Source organism: Nitrosococcus halophilus Nc 4 (assembly GCF_000024725.1).
Classification (GTDB): Bacteria; Pseudomonadota; Gammaproteobacteria; order Nitrosococcales; family Nitrosococcaceae; genus Nitrosococcus; species Nitrosococcus halophilus.
The window spans coordinates 3,270,741-3,295,338 of sequence record NC_013960.1; the positions used below are offsets into that span (position 1 = coordinate 3,270,741).

The window sequence follows — 24,598 nt, forward strand, 5'->3', positions numbered from 1 at the left end:
CAACCTTATCTTCCCAATGTAGTCTTATATAAAAATTAAGGAGGGTAACTATGGTAATAGCAGCAAATAAGATAATAAAGCAACGCCTTGCCAATAGTTTGATTGTTCTCAGTCTACTTGCCATTACAAGTGGCCGCCCCGCTCTAGCGGTAGATGATAAAGACCTGGCGAAAGCCACTTTTGCTGGTGGCTGCTTTTGGTGCATGGAACCGCCTTTTGACAAGCTAGAGGGCGTTATTTCAACTACTTCGGGTTATATTGATGGCCAACTGGAAAATCCAACCTACGAAGAGGTCTCTGCCGGGAAAACCGGTCATGCGGAAGCAATCCAGGTCCTCTATGACCCAAAGAAAGTGAGCTATGCCAAGTTACTGGAGGTTTTTTGGCATAACATTGATCCCCTCACTGCAAACCGGCAATTCTGTGATCAAGGCAATCAATACCGACCTGCCATTTTCTACCACAACGAAGAACAGCAACGCTTGGCCGAAGAATCTAAAACCCAATTAGCACACTCTGGCCGCTTCGATCAGCCTATCGTCACTGAAATCAAACCGGCGACTCCATTTTATACCGCAGAGAAGTATCATCAGAACTACTATCAGAAAAACCCAATCCGCTACAAGTTATATCGATTTGCCTGTGGTCGGGATCAGCGACTGCAACAACTTTGGGGGGAATCCGACTAAGGGAGGCAAAGCCAATATGGGCAATGTTATTAAAGATTTTCAATAGCGATGGGTTCAATCTCCTCTGCTAAATCAAACCCAAAAACCCGAGAATAAAAATAGAGCTCTGCGCTCAGCGCACGTTTGATATTTTCCGACCTCCGGAAGCCATGTTGCTCGCCTTCAAAAGGAACATAGGCCACAGGCAACCCCTTCCTACGCAGCGCCTCTACCATCTGTTCGGCTTGTTCAGGGGGTACAATCTTATCTTCCAAGCCCTGAAAAAAAATAACCGGGCAAGAGAGTCTATCCACGGCATAAATCGGTGAGCGAGCCGCGTAAAGATCGGCCCGTTCCGGATAAGGCCCAATCAAGTGGTCCAGGTAACGGGACTCGAATTTATGGGTCTCCTTTGCCAGCGCCTCCAAGTCACTGACGCCATAGTAGCTCGCACCTGCCTTGAATACCTCATGAAAGGTCAATGCCGCCAATGTGGTAAAACCACCCGCACTCCCCCCCCGAATAGCGAGACGTTCTGGATCCACCTCTCCTCGCTGAACCAGATACAAGGCACCGTTAACACAATCATCCACATCGACCAGCCCCCATTGTCCCCCCAGTTGCCGGCGATATTCTCGACCATAATGGGTGCTGCCTCGATAATTCACATCAAGCACGGCAATCCCCCGGCTGGTCCAATATTGAATCTTTAAATCTAAGGTATTATCGGTGGCCGCAGTGGGTCCGCCATGGCTCACCACCAACAAAGGAGGCCGCTCACCTGGCGGCCCCATAAAATCCTTATTCCTCGCTGGATAAAAGAAAGCATGGGAGAAGGCTCCCCCCTCTGTGGGAAACTGGATGGCCTCGGCAATGGAAAAGTAATCGGGATCCATCGTTATCTCGCTCGCGCGCCGCAGTACTTCTAGATCCCCAGTGCTCAGATCCAATTGAACGACAGCCGGGAATTCCGTGGGTGAGGCCGCAATAAATACGGCGCGCCCGGACTGAGCTTGTAAAAATCCTATCTCCGTGTAGGGAAGATCAAATTCTTCCAGGGCGCAGGTAGTCGTATCTATGCTAACCAGATGGCTCACACCCTTGCTGCTATAGGTGCAGATAATGCGGTCTACCGACTCAAAAGCATAAGTGGATAAACCAAACACCCATTGGGGTAAACCAAATTCGGCCGTCATCTGAGTGACTGCTTCCACTTGCTCTTCGCGCCACCGATAAAGATTCCACCATCCGGTCCGGTCAGAGATAAAATATAAAGTGCCTTCAGGCGACCACTCAGGCTGGAAAATGGACTCACTGCTCCCGCCTGCAATGGGCTTTGCCTCTCCTAAAGAGCCCGCTCCATCTACCTGAGCTACCCAGAGCTCAGTCCCGTCCCAGGGCATGTGGGGATGATTCCAGGTCAACCAAGCCAAGCGATTTCCATCAGGACTGAGGCGAGGCGAGGAATAAAAATCCGCCCCGGAGGCAAGCACTGAAACCTGGCCACTGCCGTCAAAAGGAATACTCACTAGGGTATTGACCGCCTCCCGGGTCTTATCAGTGTGGTCTTCACGGACACAGATAAGACGATTCCGCACCCCATCAAAAATGGCGTCGGCGTAACGATAATCACCTTCCGGGGTAATCGGCTGGATGGCAGTTCCTCTCTGGTGACGGTATAGCCTTTGATCCTCAAAATTTGCGAAAAATACCGAGTCCCCGGCCACTAAATAGGCACCACCACCATATTCATGCACCCGCGTTCTAGCATTATAGGGGGGAGGATTAATCTCTTTAATTTCTCCATTCCGGGTTCGACGCAAGATCACACTCCGGCCCCCTTCGGTGGGACGCATCTCCATCCAATAAACTGCGTCTTTAGAAAGCGCTACCTGACCTAAACCAATGGTTTCCGAAACAATAAGGTCAGGAGTAATGGGTGATTTCCACGAACCGTAGGGTTTTTCTATGGGTGCGAGCACATCTCCTCCCTAGCGTAAGCATAATATTCACGTCACCCCTATTAGGGCCAAAGGGCGCGTACTTCTTCCGGTAATTGATTTCTTACCTCTTCAATTTCACCCCCCGTCACATGCTTAGATAAGACTTTAAAAACTGCGCTTACCGCCCGCTCTTGCTCAGTCCCCTCAAGACCTCGATACTTCTCCGTGACATAATTCAAGAACTCTTCTTTATGCCGATACTTAAGGGGCTTGCCGGCCGGCCGCCAGCCTTCATAGTAAAATCCTCTTACTAGCATGGGTAACTGAGCGCCTAGATCCACGGCTTCATCCACCATGAGGCGATCCCGAAGCACATGCAACACCGCCCGCAGGGTTGAATAAGCCTTGTGCCGATCTTTCCACCCCATCTCCATCATGAGGTCATTCAACCATAGAGATGTCTTTTGCAAAGTTGAGTCAAAAACTTCAAGCCCGGTAGCACTCATGGGACACCTCCTCTCCATTATGACTATATTAATTTATAGGACCCTATCCTGTTGCTCCCCCTTGGTATAAAATTGTAAGGTCCTAAAGTTCCTTGGCTACACTCCCCTTTGTACCACAAGTATAGGTAAACCCAACCAATATTCAATTGGGTATCATGGCCATTTCTCAAACCGCCTTTATGGCTATTTGATCAGGGTAATCCGGTTCTGCTGATCATCAATGGTCATCAGGTAACGGCCCAGCACATTCATCCCCAACAACCCATTGCGACCAAGGAGGCTGTCATCGATAAAGGCTGTTTCCACGTTATAGACGACTTCCGGGCCAATCTCGATAGCGCGTAGCTGCCCTACTTTCGCTTTCACAGGACCATTGGCCGTTTGCACCTCCCGATCCTCAAAATCGTCCGCATTAAAACCAAGATCGGGGATAATTGAAGAGGGAAGCACCACTAGTGAGGCTCCGGTATCCACCAATAGTGAAACTTCAATAGCCATTGAGCGGGAACCCATAACTGTCACCCGAACGACATGATGATTACCACTTCGCTCCGTCGCCAAGACGATTTGTTCGGGAATATCGGGCGTAGCTTCTTTGGGGCGCAAAATGAGTACCCGCTCGATCTCCTTATCAGGCGTTTGAATAATAACGTAATTAAAATCAGCAAGGAGCTTCTGAAGCTGCTGCCGCAATGGGCCTTGCACTGAGGGCGCTAGGGCGGTTTTGGTTTTTTCAAGGCCTTCAATCACAATACCATGCATCGCGGATAATCTTTTTAACTCCTCATTTAACGTCCGCTCTACTTTGGCTAAAGGCTCCTGAGCTGTTCCATAGGCAGGAGTGATAATAATTAGCGCGGCCATCAAATAAAGGGGAATGCGAATATCTCCTGCCATAAACGGGGTCTCCTCAAACCCTAAAGCTAGATGGCATTAGAGATATCCAATAAATTAACGACAGCGTCAGCCAACTGCCGATAACCTTCCTGGTTAAGGTGAACTTGATCCGACTTAAGGGCAGGATCCTTTTCCAAGCGCACAAGCGTTTCACTATCAATGGGGATTTGATATTCTCTAGCAATCGTAGCGTAAAAATCAGCCACATCCATAAAAAATACTGCAGGCCTCGGTACCGCCAATAGGATGACCTCGATGCCCTGCTCTTGAATAAGTTCTATCATCCCCCGGAGATTAGCCGCAATCTGGGTATCATCCTGTTTGCGCAAAAGATCATTGCCTCCATGGCATAACACCACAAGGTGAGGCTGATACCGCTCCAATACTTCGGGTAAGCGGGCTAGTCCCTGACGGCTTAACTCTCCAGGCACCCCGGCGTTAATGACCTGGCGATTAACTCTCTCCTCAAGAATGCTAGGATAGCTGTATTGGGAGCCCCCTGCCCCCGTACCATAAGTAATGCTGTCCCCAAAAGCCAAAATGGTTCCATCGGGGGGCAGCTTCGATAATTGGGGAGAGTCGCTACAAGCAACGGCAACGATTATCGCTCCCCACAAAAGGACAAACCCTGCAAGCTTCCAGATTCGGTGTAGGTGTATAATGTTCATCGTATCAGCCTGTTTCCCTATCTTAACCCTTCGTGTGAAGTTACTTCGTCACCTAACCAAGAAATTATAGAGATCTGACGAGGTTTGCTGAGTTCCTTATAATTCTTATTCCTCTCTACCTCAAACCTAGGTTTCAGTGGAAAATCCTGCCGACCTCCGAGGATGCTAAAGATTAGGGAAAAAAGTGACTGAGAAGAGTGAGCTTGAGAAGGTTTGAAATTGGAGCGGGTGATGGGAATCGAACCCACGTCATCAGCTTGGGAAGCTGAGGTTCTACCATTGAACTACACCCGCGGCTAGCATAATTTTACGTATCCACCAGCCAGCTGGCAAGCATCTACCTATTTTCATTATCAAATCAAAATCTTATATTAATAAACCCCAATAACAATGTTTCTCTTTCGGACTCCTAATAATGACTAATCTCACCAGTCAACAATTTGTGCTCAAAGATGGCTACCGGCTTGGTTATGCGGAATATGGCGATCTTCACGGCGACCCTCTCTTTTACTGCCATGGTTTCCCTGCTTCTCGGCTAGAAGCCCAAATCATTGATGCTGCGGCAAAGCGAAATCGGTGGCACCTTATCGCTGTAGATCGGCCAGGTTACGGGTTATCAGATTTCAAACCCGGACGATGTATGCTTGACTGGCCTGATAATGTGGCTGAGTTGGCCAACGCCCTGGATCTTTCCCCTTTTTCCCTATTGGGAATTTCAGGGGGGGGACCCTATGTCCTTGCCTGTGCTTGGAAGATCCCCGCCTACCTCCGGGGGGTAGGCATCGTCAATGGCCTGGGACCCGTCTACGAATCATGGGCTGCCCATGACATGAAATGGCCCGCCCGCTTGGGCTTTGGCCTTGCCAAACGTGCTTCCTGGCTCCTGCCCCTTGTCTATGGAGGAATTGTGGCCCAGGCTTTATACTGGTTCCCCCGGGTAACCCAATCCTTATTAACTATTTCTGCCCCAAAGGCAGATAGCCTGGTGCTAAAACGTCCCGATATTGAAGCATTCCTTCTGGCGTCTATGCGGGAGGCCCTTCACAAGGGTCCCCAGGGAGCGCTCTTAGATTTCAAACTCTATGCCCATCCTTGGGGCTTCCGGTTAGAAGATATTCGTTTAAAAATTCACCTGTGGCAAGGGGAGGCCGATGCGACAGTTCCCGCTTCCCATGCCCGCTATCTGGAAAAAATATTACCTTCTGCCCAGGCCCAATACTTCCCGGATGAAGGTCATTTCTCTTTACCCATCAACTACATGGATAATATTCTTGGGGCTTTGAAAGAAATGCAAGCGAGTCCAGAACTCAGCTTGTAAAGTTAAAAAATCACCAATTAAATCCATACAATGCTATCTTTTTTCTATTCGCCTCGAATTTATGGTATCAGAAACGCCGCTCCCCCTAACTAAGGCCAGCACTTTCCACCGCAAGGAGATGTTATGGAACAGGGCAAAGGGATAAAAAAAGGTATCCACGAACTCTATGCAACAGACCCCTTAGAGGCAGACAAAATGCTCTGGGGCAGAGAGGTTGATCCCCTTACCCGGCGAGGTTTTTTAAAAAAAGGTGCCCTCTTCGCCATGAGTGCGGCATTGGGCGCCCACATTCCCTTTTGGCGAAACATGCCAGGAGGACTCATCCCTGTGGTACTTGCGGATTCTACAGAACCCTTCCAGTTACCGGGAAAACATCCAGAGCTCATTATTCTCAATGACCGTCCTGTCAATGCGGAAACACCGGCCCACCTCTTAGACGATCCCATTACTCCCGCAGATAAATTGTTTGTTCGTAATAACGGTATCCCACCCCAGGATATCGATATTCATCATTGGACCTTGACAATTACCGGTGAGTCCGCAAAAAAAACCGTGAGCTATACCCTTGAGGAATTAAAAACAAAATTTAAAAACTATACTTACCAACTCACGATTGAATGCGGCGGGAATGGCCGAAGCGAGTTCCATCCCCCTGCCCCCGGTAATCAATGGACGGTAGGTGCTGTCGGAAGTCCTGAATGGACGGGAGTTCGCTTAGGAGAGGTACTAAAATCAGCAGGCATCCAAGAGGATGCGGTATATATCGGTTATTATGGTAAAGATACCCATCTCAGTGGTGCCCCCCATAAAGTCCCTATCTCTAGAGGCGTCCCCATATCAAAAGCCCTTGAACCCCATTCATTAATTGCCTGGGCAATTAATGGTGAAGATCTTCCTCTCCTCAATGGTTATCCCCTAAGACTGGTATGCCCCGGTTGGCCAGCTTCAACTTCTGGGAAATGGCTTGAAAAAATCGTGATTCGCAACCAAATTCATGACGGCACCAAAATGGGGGGTTACTCCTATCGAGTCCCTTGCCATCCAGTGGCGCCGGGGACAAAAGTGACAGAAGATGAAATGTGTATCATCGAATCGATGCCGGTGAAATCTATTATCACCTCTCCACGCAGCGGCGCCATGCTCAAACTAGGACAATCTCTAAAGCTAAGAGGGCATGCCTGGGCCGGTGATTTATCGGTTTCCGCCATGGAGGTTTCCATCGATTTTGGCGCTACTTGGCAGCCCTGCTCACTCAAAGCACCCAAGAACCCATACGCCTGGCAACATTGGGAAACCACCGTCAATTTCCCAGAACGGGGTTATTACGAAGTCTGGGCTCGAGCTACTGATGAAAACGGAAAAATGCAGCCGATGCTGGTTCCAGGATGGAATCCAAAGGGGTACTTAAATAACGCTTGCCATCGCATCGCCGTCAAAATCCTGTAGCATGAAAGCACCTTCGCTCATCGGTGGGTTTTTGATTGGAGCCCTGACCTTCTCCTCCTGGGCACAAAAGGAGGTTGATGAGAAGACAGGCTTGGTCATTGATGAAGGATTCAAAATCGTAAAAGCTAACTGTGCGGGTTGCCATTCAGCCAGACTTATTACTCAGAACCGAGCCACTCGGGAAGGATGGAAAAAGACCATTCGTTGGATGCAGCGGACCCAAAATCTCTGGCAATTTGACCCCCAGACAGAAGAAGCCATCTTAGATTACCTTGCTAAGCATTATGCCCCAGAAGCCCGGGGAAGGCGACCAAATTTAAAAATCGAGAAATGGTACTTCTTGGAGAAAGAGGAGCCTCCTCAATAACTTATATATTTTAAAAATCTATTCCCCAATGATTTTCACTAACACCCTTTTACGCCGGCGGCCATCGAATTCGCCATAGAAAATTTGCTCCCAAGGCCCAAAATCTAAGCGCCGGTCAGTAACCGCAACGACCACCTCTCGTCCCATCACTTGGCGTTTCAGGTGGCCGTCGGCATTATCTTCTCCTGTATCATTATGGCGGTACTGACGAATAGGTTCATGGGGCGCAAGTTTCTCTAGCCATTCTTCATAATCATGGTGCAACCCCGGTTCGTCATCGTTAATAAAAACACTGGCGGTAATATGCATCGCATTGACAAGCACCAGTCCTTCGCTTACCCCGCTTTCATCCAAACACTCTTCAACCTGCGGCGTGATGTTGACGAATCCCCGACGACTAGGCACATTAAACCAGAGTTCTTTGCGATAGCTTTTCATTTTTAGTCTCCTTATTAACTTAATTTTGCGACAACTATGAAATTCCAACCACTCTATTTAAAAAAGGGAGAGGAGCGCCGCTTACGAGCTGGCCATTTATGGATATTTAGTAATGAGGTGGATATTAGGCGTAGCCCCCTCACTGAGTTCGAAGCGGGTGCCCCTGTTGCCATTACCGCTAGCAATGATAAAGTGCTTGGCACAGGTTACGTCAATCCTCATTCCCTCATCTGCGGACGGCTAGTTAGCCGCGATCCCAACTACCCTTTTGGACCTTCTTTGCTGATACACCGACTCAAGGTGGCTCTCTCACTTCGAGATCGTCTGTTTGCTGATCCTTACTACCGTTTGGTCTTCGGGGAAAGTGACGGTCTGCCGGGACTGGTAGTGGATCGCTATGATAATATCTTGGTGGTTCAAATCACAACCGCCGGGATGGAGCAAGTCAAGGAAGCCATCATTGCTGCATTGAACAAAACGATACCCGGACAGGCCATCATACTGCGCAATGACACCCCCATTCGCCTTCTGGAAGGATTACAATCCTACCTTGAAATTGTCCAGGGAGAAGTCCCCGAAGCCGCCCCATTACATGAAAACGGGGGGCATTTTAAGGTGCCCTTGATGGGGGGGCAAAAAACCGGTTGGTTTTTCGACCATCGTTTGAACCGGGCTCGGATGCAACACTATGTTAAGGGCAAACGGGTACTCGATGCCTTTAGTTATCTGGGGGCTTGGGGAATCCAGGCTCTGGTAGCAGGCGCCCACCAGGTTTTGTGTGTAGAGAGCTCAGAGACTGCTGTCAACTTTATCCACCATAATGCTAAACTTAACCCAAGAGCTAGCGCCGTCACAGCCCTCCATGGCGAGGCTTTTTCCCTTTTGAATGCCTTACAGGCAGATAAAGAACGATTCGATGCGGTGATCCTGGATCCTCCTGCCCTCATTAAGCGCAAAAAAGATCTCAAGCAGGGGCTCACAGCCTATCGGCGCTTGAATGAACTAGCTACCCGCTTGCTCACCCGCGATGGGATTTTGATCTCCTCCTCCTGTTCCAGCCACTTACAAGGGGGCGTTTTCCGGGATATCCTCCGCCGCACTGGACGGCACCTAGATCGAACCATTCAGATACTTGAGCAGGGCCATCAGGGTCCAGACCATCCTATTCATCCTGCGATACCAGAGACTGAATACCTCAAAACCCTGCTCTGCCGAGTCCTCTATAGAGCTTGATCAGCGCTTAGAGATTCCATCAAAGCCTCGCTGCAAATCCCTTTTGATGTCTTCTAGGGATTCCAGGCCCACGGAGATTCGCACCAAGCCATCACTGATTCCCGCTGCAGCCCGTTCCTCCACGGTTAAACGGCCATGGGTCGTTGTCGCGGGGTGAGTAATGGTGGTTTTAGCATCGCCTAGATTGGCGGTAATCGAGATAAACTTTACCGAATCAATCAGAGTCCAGGCGGCGGCTTTTCCACCTTCCAACTCAAACGCCACCAGACCACCAAACCCTGCTTGTTGCCTTGCAGCCAATGCATGTTGAGGGTGAGAAGGCAGGCCGGCATAATATACTTTTGAGACTTCTGGCTTTGCCTCCAGCCATTCCGCTAAAGCCTGGGCCCGCTGACTCATCGCTTCCATGCGCACCTGTAAGGTCTCCAAGCCTTTAAGAAATACCCAGGCATTGAAAGGACTCATGGTCGGGCCCGCAGTGCGCAGAAAACCGAAGACCTCTTCTCCGACTTGCTGCCCATCACCCACCACGGCCCCCCCCACACAGCGCCCTTGACCGTCCAGATATTTGGTAGCGGAATGGATGATAATATCCGCCCCGAGTTCGAGGGGACGTTGCAGGGCTGGAGTGCAAAAGCAGTTATCCACCACCAATAGACAATGATGTGCCTGGGCTAAACTTGACAGTTGAGCAATATCTGCTACTTCATTCAAAGGGTTGGAAGGAGTTTCTAGGAACAGCAGGCGAGTATTCGGACGCAAAGCATTTTGCCAAGCCTCTAAGTGGATGAGAGGAACGAAGGTGGTTTCTACCCCAAAGCGGGCCAGATATTTATTGAAAAGCACCCGCGTAGTTCCAAAAATATTCTCCGAGGAAACGATATGGTCTCCCGCCTTGAGCAGCGACAGACAAGTAGCCAGGATGGCCGCCATTCCTGACGAGGTAGCCACACAACACTCCCCGCCCTCTAAAGCGGCGAGACGTTGTTCGAAGGTCCGGACCGTGGGGTTAGTAAAACGTGAGTAAATATTACCCTTTTCCTCACCGGCAAAACGAGCGGCTGCCTGAGCAGCATTCTCAAACACGAAGCTAGAAGTAGGAAATATGGGCTCAGACTGCTCGCCTTCACTGGTGCGTTGCTGCCCCGCCCGCACTGCCAAGGTGGCAAAACTGTATTCGTCTTGATCATCAGTCAGCATCTTTCTCTCCATGATTTATTTTTAACACGTATGAGCAATAGGTGGCAATTATGCAGCATATCATTACCCTAATTGGCCGTATGCTCATCGCGTCGATTTTCTTCATGGCAGGAATGAATAAAATCCCCAGTCAAACCTCGGTGAGTCCCCTGGCAAAGCTGGGGGCTTACCTCAATGAGTTACGCGGACATGGAAACCTGTGGAATACCGTGTGCCTTGCTGCCAAGGATCATCGGGTTGGAAATCGGAAGGACCTTGGCGCTTATCCTAGGCTGGTGTCTCTGCAAGGGGATTGCTGATTTTAGCCGCACAGGGGCCTGGCCGGTTCAGCCTGGATGCAAGGGCCGGGAGATAAAAATCGGCAGCACTTCCATGTGCTGCCTCAACCGTCGGATGGCTACCTTCCATTGAGGTACGCCTACGGAGAATAATCTATTTACCTGCTGTCAATATGGGGAGAATATTCATAAGCGCTGCTCGAAGTAGCACCCATAAACATTACTCACATAAAAGATTAGACGTAAAGATGAAAGTAGTAAATAAGGGTTTATACGTATGGAGCTGACTAGACAGGTTTAACCCAGAAAAGTCTTTAAAAACGGAAGGAGACCAGAACAGAAAACATATTCCAGTCCTCTTCAAGGGCATTAAAGTCTGGATTATCTTCAAGGGTTATCCAAGCAGTTCCCCTAATATGATGAAATTCAGCTCTCAGCATGACGGAAGGGGTCACATCCCAGCGTAACCCTACCATCCAATCATCTGCAAACCGCCGATGGGCAAACCGCTGATGTCCCGATTGCAAAGATTGAGCAGCGAATTCCTCCCCATCACAATCATCAAGGTCAACGCAAAGGCTATCAAAGCGGACGACGGCCTCCCAATTGGGCAAAAAACGGTAGGCGGCTTGCACATACCAACTCAAGCCAGTGAAATCATTATCTACAGACCCGAACCCTGAATAATCAAAATGTCTTAAAGCAACCTCGCTTGTCAGACTCAGTTGCTCCCCATTATATTGTCCCGAAAATATCAGGGGCGAAAATTCAATTGAGCCCGAAGGAAGGCTAGCCGAAGGCAACTCAGCATCAAAATCAAAATTAGCCCAAAAGGAAGAAAAACCCAATCGTATAAGTCCTCCATCCTTCTCATAGAATAGACGTCCAAATAGAGAGGTATCTCCCTCAAGCTCACCAGGGAAATCGTGGCCAAGCAGGGCCCGCTCTTCCCGTGAACCGACCCTAGGTCTTGCGATGTTGAACTGGAGGAAAAAATCTCCGATATTCGTACGCCGTTCGCCATAAATCTGGCCACCATCCGCCGACAAGGCTACATCCCTAGTACGATCAAAATAAATGGATTGGGGCAAAAAGATGCTCGGCCGGGTAAAAGCCACGTCGCGAGTATCATTGTAAAAACCGATAGGATTAATAACGCGGCCAAGCCGTATGCCCCAGCTATTCTCGGGATCACTCAAGACAGTATAGTCAACTAAGCCATAGTCCAACCTTGGATCGCCTTCGTCATTTTCCCCGGCCCAGCGCGAAACCCCCTGTGCAGCGATCTGAAGCTTAGGCAAAATTCTCCAAGAAGCATTGATCCCCAACTCCCGAAAATCAAACGTACCATCATCCTTACTATTACCAAAGAAATTATTGTCCGTAGTCAGGATAAAGGCTTGCGAAGCAAAGCCGTGGACTTGAAAAGAATCGGGAAGCTTCCATTCAGCCTGTAAGGGATTGGCCAACAATAACATAGTACTGAGTGCTAACTCCCTGTGCCCTATTTTTATGGTTCCTCTAATCATGCCATTACTCGACCCGTACTACTTTCACTTTACGCACCTGAGCATCAATATTTTCCTCCGCTAAGTACCCGATAGCGCCAGGCGTAGAGGCAACTTTATTGCACATCTCTTTGATAGAGTTCACTTCGTTAGGTGCTTGACCGGTACCTGAATAAACTAGCCGATCCCATGTTCTACGAAGTTGATAGGGGAAAATATTGAGTATTTTTTTCGAGAATTGGACGTGTAATGGAGAGTTATCACTTAGCACAAATACCTTAATCAATGATCCGTCAGGCCAAGTTCGAAGACGCATGCTAAAAATCGCCCGAAGCGCGCTCCGGGTCAACGTGGTCTCCGGAACACTGGGATTAACGACAACCTCCTGAGCATTTACTCCCTGTATCAAATGAGAAATAATGAGCACCACAAAGATGAAGCGAATAATAGCCCCGCACTTCCAAAAACGTACAATAGTCAAGCGCATAATTGTCGGTGTTATAAGGCCGGGGGTCGTTCGCGGGCGAGGCAAACTTCTACCTTCTAGTCTACTTAATTAGGAGTTAGTACTCAGTTGCTTAACTGCCCACTGTCTCGGCGCCGGCCAGATCCTTCCGTGGTCAGTAACCAAATCCCAAATATCTTGATTTTTTTGGAACACCCGCGTCAGTACATTATCTATAGTATTTAAGTAGGGTTGCCGAATACCATAATAATCGACTGCTGGACCTATCGGCTTTAGGTCAAAACTAAACCGTCTTAGCAAACGATTGAGCACCGGTTCCATAATTGCATACCAATGGGTGATACCATACTGTGAAGACATCTGCACCAATGCCACTAAAAGGCCTAGTACCGGATGGGGAAATTGCCGCCGGTTATCTGATTTATCATCAAAGCTAGAGTAATCCATCCCGTGAGCATAAAGCACTTCTTTTCCGCGACAACGGAAATCCCTTGCCACCACTAAACGAGAAATTTCAGCGGTAGTGCGACGAGGCAATTGAGTCGAATCAACCAGCCGAGTATCAAAGTAATGTCCAACATGCTCCTCAATAGGAAAGGGTTGAAACGGATCATCAGGATCGCATAATACGAGGCGTAGTCCTCCCACTATACTTTTGCTCTGCCGGTGGCGCAAAAGGGAATAGACAGACCGCTTGTCGTACTTATCAATTTCACGGCCATCCGGATAATGCCAAGACTCAAAACCTGGCAATTGAAGTTCTTGGGAATAAACCTGATAACGTAAATGAAAAAATTGGTTCTTGAGCTCAGTTGTATTTGCAGGGACAACTTCAAAATATTTATTGAATGCCGCGATTAAATCGCTCATATTCTTAAATGCCTCTAAACCATTTTTATCCACTTGTGCATGGCAGGTGGAATCGGTAGAAAAAAGCGAAGACCATAACAAAAGCTAAAGAGAAGTATTTTTCGGAGCGGTAACCCCATTCTTTTAACAATCCAACGTGAATGCCATTTTTGGCTGAACAGCACTGACCGAAAGAGCCTCTCTGCTCCTGTGCTGATTATAAGAAGGCCTCTTATGGGAACCTACCGCAAGTAGCTGTATGGTCGCTATCAGCGACCATCGAAATGATTCTTTATAGGAGGAATTCGATGAAAAGTAAGTAAGGAGCGCAGCAATATAGTGGAAATCGGTAAATACCCGGGATAGGAAGGACACAGTAAGGGGACAGATTTTCCAACCAAGCAGGAGATTAGCTAAATGATTCATGGTCTCAAGCCCCCTCCGTTGACCCATGCCGGCAGGCATCCCTATCCATATTTCGCTGCCCCCCCAACAGCCACTGACCCGGTTTCACACCACACAGACCTGTCCATCAGAGATTGCCCTGGACCCACACCCCCTATTAGCTAGGGTGCCTTGGAAATCTATTTGCGCAAATAGCTCAATAGATTTAACAAGTACTCCCTTTACCATATTTGGACGCCTCAACGCACCCCCCACTATCAAAGCGCAGATAGATAGCCTTTGCTAAATACAGGCAAAGAGTCCTAACCCTAAGGAATATCAGAAGGAACGACTAATTATTTATTTTTATTTATTAAGCCTACAATCTAACTATATACAAAATAACTCAAATAAGTGCTTTTTGGGTATATAGTTTCACACCGATCTCAATTTTTCAATAAAGAAATACTGAAATTAGATATTTTATACTGTGTCTCAAGCTCACGATAAACCGCAACAGGCACTTGCAAGGTGCTACAGTTACATCTAGGCAGGATTAATTAATTTCCAGAACTAAAGTGATGGGGAATTAAGGAAGGAGATATTTCAACAGCAACTAACCTAAGCATTAGGCTAGAGTTAGGATCAAAAATAATGATTTAAATACTGGTCGGGGCGAGAGGATTTGAACCTCCGACCACTTGAACCCCATTCAAGTGCGCTACCAGGCTGCGCTACGCCCCGACATATCTACATGATAACTCAAAATCATTTACAACTAAAGGCGCTTTAAGTTTTAAGCAAATCTCTGACCTCTTCAAGCTCTAAACGGAGCTGACGTATAATCTGCTTGCTTTGCGTGCTATCTTCCTTAGCTTCAGCACTGGAAAGCCTTTGCCTAGCACCTCCTATAGTAAAGCCCTGCTCATAGAGAAGGCTCCGAATTTGGCGAATCATAATCACATCCTGACGCTGATAGTAGCGTCGGTTGCCGCGCCGCTTCACCGGCTTGAGCTGAGGAAACTCTTGTTCCCAATAGCGCAGAACATGCGGCTTCACGTGACATAATTCACTTACCTCACCGATAGTAAAATAACGCTTTCCAGGAATCGGTGGTAATTCGTTATTGTTGCTTGCCTCCAGCATAGGCTTCTACCCGCGCCTTGAGTTTTTGTCCAGGCCGAAAAGTCACCACTCGTCGTGCAGTGATGGGAATCTCTTCGCCTGTCTTAGGGTTGCGCCCCGGCCGTTCTCCTTTATCACGAAGTTCAAAATTACCGAAGCCGGAGAGCTTAACTGTCTCTCCCCGTTCCAGAGCGCAACGAATATCTTCAAAGAACATTTCTACGATCTCCTTGGCCTCGCGCTTGTTAAGACCAAGTTCCTGGTAAAGGGTTTCAGTCATGTCGGCTTTTGTTAGCGCCATAAGCTACTCCCTAATAATGGCACCGAGCTCAGTCGTTAGCCCCGTCACCACTCGTTCCATAAAGGCATTCACCTTATCATCTGTCAGCGTGTAGGACGGATGCTGTAGGATCAATCTTAAAGCAAGACTTTTTTTATCAGGATCAACACCTTTCCCAGTATAGACGTCAAATAATTGGAATTCCTTAAGAATATCCGATTCTAATCCCTTAAGGCAATCAAAAACTGCCTGGGCGGGAATATTTTTACTCACCAAAAAGGCAATATCCCGGCGAATAGCTGGAAATTTCGATAACGATTGAAAAGCAGGCAAACCGCCACACTCAACCGCTTCAACCTGAAGAGCGAACAAATAAACATGCCCCCCCAAGTCCAGCTTTCCCTCCAATGCAGGATGCAAGGCGCCTACCCACCCTACTGGTCGACCCTCCCGAACAATCCGCGCACTCTGCCCTGGATGCAAAGCGGGGTGCTGTTCCGCAACGAACTCAAAGCAGTCTCGCTGCCCTCCTAACCCCAATAGTGCTTCCACATCCCCTTTGAGATCAAAGAAGTCAACGGGCCGGGCCGCCACCCCCCACTGTTCCGGGTAGCAGGCTCCTGAAACAAGACCGGCAATCGTTCTTTCTTGTTTAAGATAAGTCAATTGGCCGTTAAATGTAAGACCATACTCGAAAAGACGTATCCGCTCTTGCTGGCGATGCACATTATACCGCAGCGCCTGGATCAACCCGGACCACAGGGTAGTGCGCATGACCGCCATATCGGTAGAAATAGGATTGTTCAAGGCCACAGGGGTCCCCTCAGGGTCCAGCCATTGCTGAAGTTTTGGATCCACAAAGCTATAGGTAATCGCCTCCTGATAGCCCCGATCCACCAACACTTCACGGATGCGACTGACGGAAACCCCGGCTTCGGTTTTTAACATTGGCCGAATCTGCCCCACGGGGCGTGTACTGGGAAGACCGTCGTAGCCGTGTAAGCGCCCTAGTTCCTCAATGAGGTCTATCTCTAAGGCAAGATCGAAGCGAAAACTCGGCACCTTTGCCCGCCAACCCTCTGCAATTCTTTCCACCTCTAAACCCAGCCGAGTCAATTGCTCAGTAATTTGGCTCTCCGCAATCTCAACCCCAAGAACTCGGCGAATGCGGGCCTCCCGCAGAATAATCGTCGGTCGAGGAGGAAGCTGGGAGGAATCCACCACTTCAATGATCGGTCCCGCTTGTCCCCCTGCAATCTCTATTAACAAAGCCGTGGCCCGCTCCATGGCCCGTCGCGGCAATTCGGGGTCAACGCCACGTTCAAAGCGGTGAGAAGAATCCGTATGCAAACCATAAAGACGGGCGCGTCCCGCAATGACGGTAGGGTTGAAAAAGGCGCTCTCCAAAAACAAGTGCTGGGTCTGGTCACTAATTCCAGATTCTTCCCCCCCCATAATACCTGCCAAGGCGAGAGCCCGCTGCTGATCCGCAATAACTAATGTTTCTGCAGCTAGCTGTAAATGGGTACCATCCAGCAGAGTAAGGGACTCGCCGGGACGCCCATAGCGCACCTGGATGCCACCCTCCAATTGCTCCAGGTCAAAGGCGTGCATCGGCTGCCCTAGCTCTAGCATGACATAATTAGTAATATCAACGACCAACCCCAAACTCCGGATACCACTGCGCCGCAGTCGTTCCCGAAGCCACCAAGGGGTCTGAGCTTGGGGATTAACCCCCCGTAAAACTCGGCCTAGATAACGAGGACAGGCCTCCGGCGCCATGACGGTTATCGGAAAGGTATCTTCGATTTTAGCCGGCACAGGCTCTAGGTCAGGTTTTGTTACCGCAGATTGGGTGAGTACGCCCACTTCCCGGGCAATACCCGCAACGCTTAAACAATCACTGCGGTTAGGGGTCAAGTCAATTTCAATACTGACATCATCAAGTTGCAAAAACTCATGGAGATCATCACCGGGGGAAGCCTCCTCAGATAGCTCCAACAACCCCACCGATTGTTCGGCAAGCTCCAATTCCGCAGCAGAACAAAGCATGCCAAAAGACTCCACCCCTTGTAACTTTGCCCGTTCAATCTTGGCGCCCGCCGGTAACCGGGCGCCAACCATAGCCAGGGGCGCCAAGAGTCCTTCCCGGACATTAGGGGCACCGCACACCACTGTCAGAGGGGAACCATCCCCTACGTCCACCTGACAAACCTGCAAACGATCCGCTTTGGGATGGGGCTCCACACTCAGTACCTTAGCCACCCTAACGCCATCAAAAGGAGGCGCAGCCGACTCGACACTATCTACTTCCAACCCAGCCAACGTGAGCCGCTCAACCAGAGCCTCCGTACTGAGATCTGGATTAACCCATTGGCGCAACCAGGCTTCACTAAATTTCATTGTTCAATTGCGGTCGCTTAAATTCAATTAAATTGGCGCAAAAAGCGCAAATCATTTTCAAAAAACATACGTAAGTCATTGACTCCATAACGAAGCATGGCCAGGCGCTCAACCCCTAGACCAAATGCAAATCCTAGATATCGCTCGCTGTCAATGCCCACGTACTCAAATACTTTAGGATGTACCATGCCACAACCCAGCACTTCTAGCCATCCTGTATGGCTGCAGACTCGGCAACCTTGGCCACTACAGTTGACACACTGAATGTCGGTCTCCGCCGAGGGTTCCGTAAAAGGGAAATAGGAGGGGCGAAAACGAACTTTAAGATCCTCTCGTTCAAAATAAACACGCAAAAAATCTGAAAGAATCCCCTTGAGATCGGTAAAACTCACCTGCTCATCAACAAGCAACCCTTCGACCTGATGGAACATAGGCGTATGGGTAAGATCGGAGTCGCAGCGGTAAACTCGTCCCGGCGCAATAACCCGTAGCGGCGGTCCCTGCTGCTCCATCACCCGGATTTGCACTGGCGAGGTATGGGTCCGCAATAGCGTATGGGCATCAAAATAAAAGGTATCATGCATCGCCCTAGCCGGATGGGAAGGCGGAATATTAAGGGCCTCGAAATTATGATAATCGTCTTCGATTTCCGGCCCTTCATGCACTTCAAATCCTGCATGGCAGAAAAAGGCCTCGATACGCTCCAAAGTCCGGGTGACCGGATGCAACCCGCCGACCTCTAAGCCACGGCCGGGCAAAGTGACATCAATGGCCTCTGAGGCTAGCCGTGCCTCCAATGCAGCTTGTTCTAAGACATCGCGGCGGGCTTCGATCTCATGCTGTATCGCTTGTTTAGCCTCATTGACGGCTTTACCAAAGATAGGCCGCTCCTCAGCGCTAAGCTGGCCTAACTTTTTAAGATAGCCCGTGAGTTCCCCTTTTTTACCCAAATAACGTACCCGCAGCTCATCGAGGGTCTCCAAATTGGGGGCAACAGACACAGCCTGGCGGGCTTCCGCCACGATCTCACTTAACGCTTGCATGGACTCCTTATTCTCACAAGTACCGGGGTGAATGAGCTCAATCAACAACCGAAAAAAGGGGTCGGCACGTGGCCTCCCCCTTTCCAAGCCTAATCCTATGAACCGGATACCCAGTATCGGCCCCGGCCGAAGGCACTAGCTTGCCAACGCGGCTTTCGCCTGTTCCGCAATGGCCGCAAAAGCAGCCTTATCTCTAACGGCAAGGTCAGCAAGCACCTTACGATCGATATCAATAGCCGCTTTCTTTAAGCCATTGATAAGACGGCTATAGGAAAGGCCGCACTCGCGGGCCGCAGCATTAATGCGCACTATCCAAAGCGCACGAAACTGCCGCTTGCGTTGGCGCCGATCCCGGTAAGCATACTGGCTAGCACGAATGACCGCTTGGTTAGCAACGCGGTATACATTTTTGCGTCGACCGCGATAACCTTTGGCTTGGGAAATGACTTTCTTATGCCGGGCGCGTGCCGTTACACCTCGTTTTACTCTAGGCATACCAATTTCCTCTTAAGCGTAGGGCAACAAACGGTTCAACCTTGGGCCATCCGATGCCTTCACCATGGCTAAAGGGCGCAAATTACGCTTACGCTTGCTGCTCTTTTTAGTGAGAATGTGGTTATGGTGACTCTGGGCACGCTTGAATTTCCCGGTAGCTGTGCGTTTAAAACGCTTAGCAGCACCGCGATTGGTTTTTAATTTAGGCATTTTTTAAATACTCCGCATTTATGCTGAATGGAATGGTATCCAAGCAAACCAATCTCTGAGCTCAGGACACCATGATTACTTCTTAGGAGCCAAAACCATGACCATTTGCCGACCCTCCCGCTTTGGGTTTTGCTCAACGGTACCGTATTCTGCTAAATCATCACGAACCCGTTCCAGCAACTTAAGCCCCAATTCTTGGTGGGCCAACTCCCGCCCGCGGAAACGCAGACTGACTTTGGCTTTGTCCCCTTCTTTGAGGAAACGTACCAGGTTGCGCAGTTTAACCTGGTAATCCCCTTCTTCAGTCCCTGGCCGAAACTTAACTTCCTTGATTTGTATCTGCTTTTGTTTTTTCCTGGCAGCCTGACGTTTTTTACTTTCCTCAAACAGATACTTGCCATAATCCATAATTCGGCACACGGGGGGTTGAGCCTGAGGGGCGATCTCCACTAAGTCCCTCCCCGCTTCCTCCGCCACACGCAGCGCCTCTTCAATGGAAACAATTCCAATTTGCTCGCCCTCAACCCCAATTAGGCGAACTTCTGGAGTAGTAATCTCTTCGTTCAGGCGCATGCTCTTTTTTGCAACGATATTCTAATCCTCCTTAGAAATGCTATGACCCAGGGGAGCGATATCGGCGTCAAGGCGCTCGATAAAGGCATCAAGACTCATCGCTCCCAGATCCTTACTGTACCGGGTACGTACGGCCACAGTTTGGTTTTCCACTTCCCGGTCTCCAATGACTAATAGATACGGAACCCGGCGCAAGGTGTGCTCGCGGATTTTAAAACCGATCTTCTCGTTTCTCAAGTCCAGAAGCGAGCGAAAGCCCTTGTTTTTCAGCGTTTCTTCCACTTGGCAGGCATATTCCGCTTGCCGGTCGGTAATATTCATCACGGCGACTTGCACCGGCGCCAGCCAAGGTGGAAACTTCCCCTCATAATGCTCGATAAGTACGCCAAAAAAGCGTTCCAGAGACCCTAGCACCGCTCGATGGATCATGATTGGCTGGTGGCGGGCGCCATCCTCAGCCACATACTCCATTTCAAAGCGCTCAGGCAAATTAAAGTCTAGCTGAACCGTAGAACATTGCCACTTACGCCCAATCGCATCCTCGATTTTAATATCGATCTTGGGCCCATAGAAAGCGCCGCCTCCTTCATCCACGGCATAATCCAGGCCTTTCTTCTCCAGGGCTGAGCGCAGCGCTTGAGTGGCCCGTTCCCAAATAGCATCCGACCCTACTGACTTTTCCGGCCGAGTAGAAAGGTCGACTTCATAACGTTCAAACCCAAAGGCCGACAACATCTCCAAAGTCAGATCGAGAATACCCAAAATTTCATCTTCTATCTGCTCCTCGCGGCAGAAAATATGGGCATCATCCTGAGTAAACCCCCGCACCCGCATCAACCCATGCAGAGCACCGGACATCTCATGGCGGTAGACGGTACCTAGCTCCGCCCAGCGCAAGGGCAACTCCCGATAGGAGCGCAACCGCCCCTTATACACCAACACATGAAAAGGGCAATTCATGGGTTTAAGTTGGTAGAGTTGGTGGTCTTCTTCCATGGGCTGGTACATGGACTCACGGTAAAAATCCGTATGTCCAGAGGTCTGCCACAGCTGCTGGTGGGCGATATGGGGGGTATAGAGGGTTTCATAACCCGCCGCCCTATGGCGCTCCCGCCAGAAATCCTCAATGACCTGCCGGATACGGGCTCCCATGGGGTGCCAAAACACTAAACCGCCACCGGCCTCATCTTGAATGGAAAACAAGTCTAATTCAGTGCCAATCCGGCGGTGATCCCGTTTCTCCGCTTCCTCAAGGCGGTGCAGATAAGCCTTGAGGGCTTTCTTGTCAGGCCATGCAGTGCCATAAACACGCTGCAGCATCTCGTTATTGGCATCACCACGCCAATAGGCGCCGGATACCTTGGTCAACTTAAAGGCCTTGAGCCTTGAAGTCGAGGGGACATGGGGTCCACGGCAGAGATCCACGAAATCTCCTTGCCGATAAAGGGAAATCTCCTCGCCTTGGGGAATAGAGGCAATAATCTCCGCCTTATACTCTTCGCCCATCTGGCGAAACAAAGAAATTGCCTCCTCGCGGGACTTCACCTCACGATGGACCGAAATGTCCTGCTCAACCAGCTCCTGCATTTTCGCTTCAATGGCTTCAAGATCCTCCGGGGAAAATCCCTTAGGATAAGCAAAATCGTAATAGAAACCATCTTCAATCACCGGCCCAATGGTGACTTGAGCTTCCGGATAAAGCGCTTTGACCGCCTGGGCTAACAGGTGCGCGCAAGAGTGGCGGATAATCTCCAAGCCTTCAGGATCGCGCCCCGTAATAACGGTAAGCTCCGTATCCTCCTTAAGAGGATAGGAAGTATCCACCAAATGGCCATCGATCTTGCCGGCAAGGGCTGCCTTTGCTAGGCCCGAGCCAATATCGGCGGCTACGTCATAAACGGTGACGGAATGTTCAAAATAACGTTGACTACCATCAGGAAGGGTAATGACAGGCATGTGATAAAATCCAGTTCAGGGCCAATACGAGAGGCCTGTTGAACAAAAAAGCACCGTTGCTACGGTGCTTTTAAGCGTAATGGTAGGCGCGATTGGACTCGAACCAACGACCCCCACCATGTCAAGGTGGTGCTCTAACCAGCTGAGCTACGCGCCTGTAAAAACAGCATTAATTTATCATGCCCAAGTCGATTCCGCAACGTGTAAACCATCTTTAACTGATTCCGCTACTAAGAATCTATAACTTAATCGAGCAGTTAAGAACTCCGAAAGGGCCACAGGCTGAAAATCAACTTCAATTGACGGCCTCCCGGCTCTGGGCAACCAAAGGGTCAGCCTCCTTAAAAACCCTAGCCTTGATTTTTTGGATTTCATCCCGCAAGCGGGCGGCTTCTTCAAATTCCAGATTCTGCGCATGCTTATACATCTGCTGCTCTAGCTGCTGCAAACGTTTGGCCAATTGCTGGGGCGGTAGGCGGGTGTACTCAGCAGCCTCCTCCGCGATCCGGGCGTATTGGCGGGCATTGCCCGTACCGGGTGTATAAACCCCATCAATAATCTCCCGCACCGATTTTTGCACACCACGGGGGGTAATCCCATGGAGTTGGTTAAAGGCAATCTGCTTTTTCCGCCGTCTTTCCGTTTCGGCAATGGCCCGACTCATGGAACCGGTGGTCTCATCCCCATAAAGAATAGCCTTTCCATGAAGATTGCGCGCCGCCCGCCCCATGGTCTGAATGAGCGACCGCTCAGAACGGAGAAAACCCTCCTTGTCCGCATCGAGGATGGCCACCAAAGAGACTTCCGGAATATCCAGCCCCTCCCGTAGCAGGTTAATGCCCACCAGCACATCGAATTCACCCAAACGCAGATCGCGGATAATTTCTACCCGCTCCACAGTATCAATGTCCGAATGAAGGTAGCGTACCCGCACCTCGTGCTGTTCCAGATATTGGGTCAAATCCTCCGCCATGCGCTTGGTGAGCACCGTTACTAGTACGCGTTCCGCTGCCATTACCCGCTGGCGGATCTCCGAGAGCAGGTCATCCACCTGGGTACTGGCGGATCTTACTTCAACTTCCGGATCAATCAGTCCGGTAGGACGCACCACTTGCTCGACGACAGCCCCCGAACGCTGTTGCTCATAGGGTCCCGGAGTCGCCGAAACAAAAATAATCTGAGGCGCCAAACGCTCCCATTCCTCGAATTTTAGCGGCCGATTATCCAAAGCCGAGGGCAAGCGGAAGCCATACTCAACCAAGGTCTCTTTGCGCGCCCGGTCACCTCGGTACATGGCTCCCAATTGGGGCACCGTCACATGACTTTCGTCAATAATCAGCAAAGCATTCTCTGGCAGGTAATCAAATAAAGTCGGCGGCGCCTCCCCCGGCTGTCTCCTAGACAGGAAACGGGAATAATTTTCAATGCCCGTACAGTAACCTAGCTCCAATATCATCTCGATATCGAAACGGGTCCGTTGCTCTAAACGTTGGGCCTCAACCAGCTTGTTAGCCCGATAAAGCTGTTCCAGCCGCTCGGCAAGCTCGACCTTGATGTCCTCCACCGCCTGCAACAGGATCTCCCGGGGAGTCACATAGTGGGTCTTGGGATAGATCGTCAAGCGGGGCACCCGGTACAGTATTTCGCCCGTTAATGGGTCAAAATAAGACAGGCCCTCTATCTCATCATCGAAGAGCTCTACCCGGATGGCCTCTTGCTCCGATTCAGCGGGATAGATATCAATGACATCTCCCCGCACCCGATAGGTGCCGCGGCCCAATTCCATATCGTTGCGCTGATATTGCAGCTCTGCCAGGCGACGTAATATCCCCCGCTGATCCACCGTGTCACCCACCATGAGATGCAGCACCATATTTAAGTAGCTGTCCTTATCACCCAGCCCATAAATAGAAGAAACACTGGCCACCACAATGGCATCGGGTCGTTCCAAAAACGCCTTGGTCGCGGAAAGCCGCATTTGTTCTATATAATCGTTGACTGACGCGTCTTTCCCGATATAAGTATCGGAGGCAGGCAGATAAGCCTCAGGCTGATAGTAGTCATAATAAGAAACAAAATACCCCACTGCGTTATGGGGAAAAAATTCCCGCATCTCGCTATAAAGCTGGGCCGCGAGGGTCTTATTAGGCGCCAAAATAATGGTCGGCCGCTGAACTTGTTGGATCACATTGGCTATGGTAAAGGTCTTGCCCGATCCTGTGACCCCTAGCAGAGTCTGATACATCTCTCCCGCCGTTAGACCTTCTACCAACTGCCCTATTGCTTCCGGCTGGTCTCCTGCCGGCTGGTAATCGCTCACCAGCTCAAGTACGCGCTTCATTGC

The 24,598-nt window shown here is 49.8% G+C and carries 24 protein-coding genes and 3 tRNA genes; 6 read left to right on the forward strand and 21 right to left on the reverse strand.

Annotation, left to right across the window (positions count from 1 at the left end):
• Window positions 1-50 precede the first annotated feature (50 nt).
• Window positions 51-689 (forward strand): peptide-methionine (S)-S-oxide reductase MsrA, encoded by a 639-nt coding sequence (gene msrA / locus NHAL_RS15460; RefSeq protein WP_013034085.1) that lies wholly within the window; start codon window positions 51-53, stop codon window positions 687-689.
• A gap of 29 nt (window positions 690-718) precedes the next feature.
• Here the strand turns inward: msrA and NHAL_RS15465 are convergent, their stop codons facing one another.
• The 5 genes from NHAL_RS15465 to NHAL_RS15485 form a co-directional block, all read right to left on the reverse strand.
• Entirely contained in the window at window positions 719-2,650 is a 1,932-nt protein-coding gene (locus tag NHAL_RS15465) for a S9 family peptidase (protein WP_013034086.1), read from the reverse strand.
• A gap of 41 nt (window positions 2,651-2,691) precedes the next feature.
• Entirely contained in the window at window positions 2,692-3,117 is a 426-nt protein-coding gene (locus NHAL_RS15470) for a DUF2267 domain-containing protein (protein WP_013034087.1), read from the reverse strand.
• Between the two features lie 183 nt (window positions 3,118-3,300).
• Window positions 3,301-4,014, reverse strand: coding sequence for a retropepsin-like aspartic protease family protein (locus NHAL_RS15475; RefSeq protein ID WP_013034088.1), 714 nt, complete (start codon window positions 4,012-4,014; stop codon window positions 3,301-3,303).
• A gap of 26 nt (window positions 4,015-4,040) precedes the next feature.
• Window positions 4,041-4,682: an arylesterase gene (locus NHAL_RS15480; RefSeq protein WP_013034089.1), complete on the reverse strand. Its 642-nt coding sequence runs from the start codon at window positions 4,680-4,682 to the stop codon at window positions 4,041-4,043.
• Between the two features lie 220 nt (window positions 4,683-4,902).
• Window positions 4,903-4,976 (reverse strand) — tRNA-Gly (locus tag NHAL_RS15485).
• Between the two features lie 121 nt (window positions 4,977-5,097).
• On the opposite strand from NHAL_RS15485, the gene NHAL_RS15490 reads away from it, so the two are divergent.
• From NHAL_RS15490 to NHAL_RS15500, 3 genes are all read left to right on the forward strand, one after another.
• The gene (locus tag NHAL_RS15490; RefSeq protein WP_013034090.1) at window positions 5,098-6,000 is read left to right on the forward strand and encodes an alpha/beta fold hydrolase; all 903 of its coding nucleotides are present in this window, start codon (window positions 5,098-5,100) and stop codon (window positions 5,998-6,000) included.
• A gap of 123 nt (window positions 6,001-6,123) precedes the next feature.
• A complete protein-coding gene (locus NHAL_RS15495; protein ID WP_013034091.1) occupies window positions 6,124-7,446 on the forward strand; it encodes a sulfite oxidase in 1,323 nt (440 codons plus the stop codon).
• Window position 7,447: 1 nt separating this feature from the next.
• The gene (locus NHAL_RS15500) at window positions 7,448-7,813 is read left to right on the forward strand and encodes a hypothetical protein (protein ID WP_013034092.1); all 366 of its coding nucleotides are present in this window, start codon (window positions 7,448-7,450) and stop codon (window positions 7,811-7,813) included.
• A gap of 18 nt (window positions 7,814-7,831) precedes the next feature.
• Here the strand turns inward: NHAL_RS15500 and NHAL_RS15505 are convergent, their stop codons facing one another.
• Window positions 7,832-8,251 (reverse strand): secondary thiamine-phosphate synthase enzyme YjbQ, encoded by a 420-nt coding sequence (locus NHAL_RS15505; RefSeq protein ID WP_013034093.1) that lies wholly within the window; start codon window positions 8,249-8,251, stop codon window positions 7,832-7,834.
• 36 nt (window positions 8,252-8,287) lie between these two features.
• Between NHAL_RS15505 and NHAL_RS15510 the strand changes: the two genes are divergently transcribed.
• On the forward strand, window positions 8,288-9,484 hold the full coding sequence (locus tag NHAL_RS15510) for a class I SAM-dependent rRNA methyltransferase (RefSeq protein WP_013034094.1): 1,197 nt from the start codon (window positions 8,288-8,290) through the stop codon (window positions 9,482-9,484).
• Here NHAL_RS15510 and NHAL_RS15515 read toward each other — a convergent pair whose 3' ends face one another.
• Window positions 9,485-10,684, reverse strand: coding sequence for an O-succinylhomoserine sulfhydrylase (locus tag NHAL_RS15515; protein WP_013034095.1), 1,200 nt, complete (start codon window positions 10,682-10,684; stop codon window positions 9,485-9,487).
• Between the two features lie 50 nt (window positions 10,685-10,734).
• Here NHAL_RS15515 and NHAL_RS15520 point away from each other — a divergent pair, with 50 nt between their 5' ends.
• Complete coding sequence (locus NHAL_RS15520) at window positions 10,735-10,983, forward strand: hypothetical protein (RefSeq protein ID WP_013034096.1); 249 nt, start codon at window positions 10,735-10,737, stop codon at window positions 10,981-10,983.
• Window positions 10,984-11,276: 293 nt separating this feature from the next.
• Here the strand turns inward: NHAL_RS15520 and NHAL_RS15525 are convergent, their stop codons facing one another.
• From NHAL_RS15525 to uvrB, 14 genes are all read right to left on the reverse strand, one after another.
• On the reverse strand, window positions 11,277-12,440 hold the full coding sequence (locus tag NHAL_RS15525) for a hypothetical protein (protein WP_238985370.1): 1,164 nt from the start codon (window positions 12,438-12,440) through the stop codon (window positions 11,277-11,279).
• A gap of 55 nt (window positions 12,441-12,495) precedes the next feature.
• Entirely contained in the window at window positions 12,496-12,957 is a 462-nt protein-coding gene (locus tag NHAL_RS15530; protein WP_013034098.1) for a substrate-binding domain-containing protein, read from the reverse strand.
• 69 nt (window positions 12,958-13,026) lie between these two features.
• Entirely contained in the window at window positions 13,027-13,806 is a 780-nt protein-coding gene (locus tag NHAL_RS15535) for a PEP-CTERM/exosortase system-associated acyltransferase (RefSeq protein WP_013034099.1), read from the reverse strand.
• Window positions 13,807-14,836: 1,030 nt separating this feature from the next.
• A tRNA-Pro gene (locus NHAL_RS15540) sits at window positions 14,837-14,913 on the reverse strand.
• Window positions 14,914-14,958: 45 nt separating this feature from the next.
• Window positions 14,959-15,315 (reverse strand): MerR family transcriptional regulator, encoded by a 357-nt coding sequence (locus NHAL_RS15545; protein WP_013034102.1) that lies wholly within the window; start codon window positions 15,313-15,315, stop codon window positions 14,959-14,961.
• Window positions 15,293-15,595, reverse strand: coding sequence for an integration host factor subunit alpha (gene ihfA / locus NHAL_RS15550; protein ID WP_013034103.1), 303 nt, complete (start codon window positions 15,593-15,595; stop codon window positions 15,293-15,295). Before ihfA ends, NHAL_RS15545 begins: the two co-directional genes overlap by 23 nt.
• A gap of 3 nt (window positions 15,596-15,598) precedes the next feature.
• The gene (gene pheT / locus NHAL_RS15555) at window positions 15,599-17,977 is read right to left on the reverse strand and encodes a phenylalanine--tRNA ligase subunit beta (protein ID WP_013034104.1); all 2,379 of its coding nucleotides are present in this window, start codon (window positions 17,975-17,977) and stop codon (window positions 15,599-15,601) included.
• A 23-nt stretch (window positions 17,978-18,000) separates the two neighbouring features.
• Window positions 18,001-19,020 (reverse strand): phenylalanine--tRNA ligase subunit alpha, encoded by a 1,020-nt coding sequence (gene pheS / locus NHAL_RS15560; protein ID WP_013034105.1) that lies wholly within the window; start codon window positions 19,018-19,020, stop codon window positions 18,001-18,003.
• 135 nt (window positions 19,021-19,155) lie between these two features.
• A complete protein-coding gene (rplT, locus tag NHAL_RS15565; protein WP_013034106.1) occupies window positions 19,156-19,515 on the reverse strand; it encodes a 50S ribosomal protein L20 in 360 nt (119 codons plus the stop codon).
• 12 nt (window positions 19,516-19,527) lie between these two features.
• Complete coding sequence (gene rpmI, locus NHAL_RS15570) at window positions 19,528-19,725, reverse strand: 50S ribosomal protein L35 (RefSeq protein WP_013034107.1); 198 nt, start codon at window positions 19,723-19,725, stop codon at window positions 19,528-19,530.
• A gap of 75 nt (window positions 19,726-19,800) precedes the next feature.
• Window positions 19,801-20,298 (reverse strand): translation initiation factor IF-3, encoded by a 498-nt coding sequence (gene infC / locus NHAL_RS15575; protein WP_013034108.1) that lies wholly within the window; start codon window positions 20,296-20,298, stop codon window positions 19,801-19,803.
• A 21-nt stretch (window positions 20,299-20,319) separates the two neighbouring features.
• Window positions 20,320-22,254 carry a threonine--tRNA ligase gene (thrS, locus tag NHAL_RS15580; RefSeq protein ID WP_013034109.1) on the reverse strand — a complete coding sequence of 645 codons (1,935 nt, stop codon included), beginning with the start codon at window positions 22,252-22,254 and terminating at the stop codon, window positions 20,320-20,322.
• An 80-nt stretch (window positions 22,255-22,334) separates the two neighbouring features.
• Window positions 22,335-22,411: transfer RNA gene (locus tag NHAL_RS15585), tRNA-Val, on the reverse strand.
• 138 nt (window positions 22,412-22,549) lie between these two features.
• Window positions 22,550-24,595: an excinuclease ABC subunit UvrB gene (uvrB, locus tag NHAL_RS15590; protein WP_013034110.1), complete on the reverse strand. Its 2,046-nt coding sequence runs from the start codon at window positions 24,593-24,595 to the stop codon at window positions 22,550-22,552.
• Window positions 24,596-24,598: the final 3 nt, after the last annotated feature.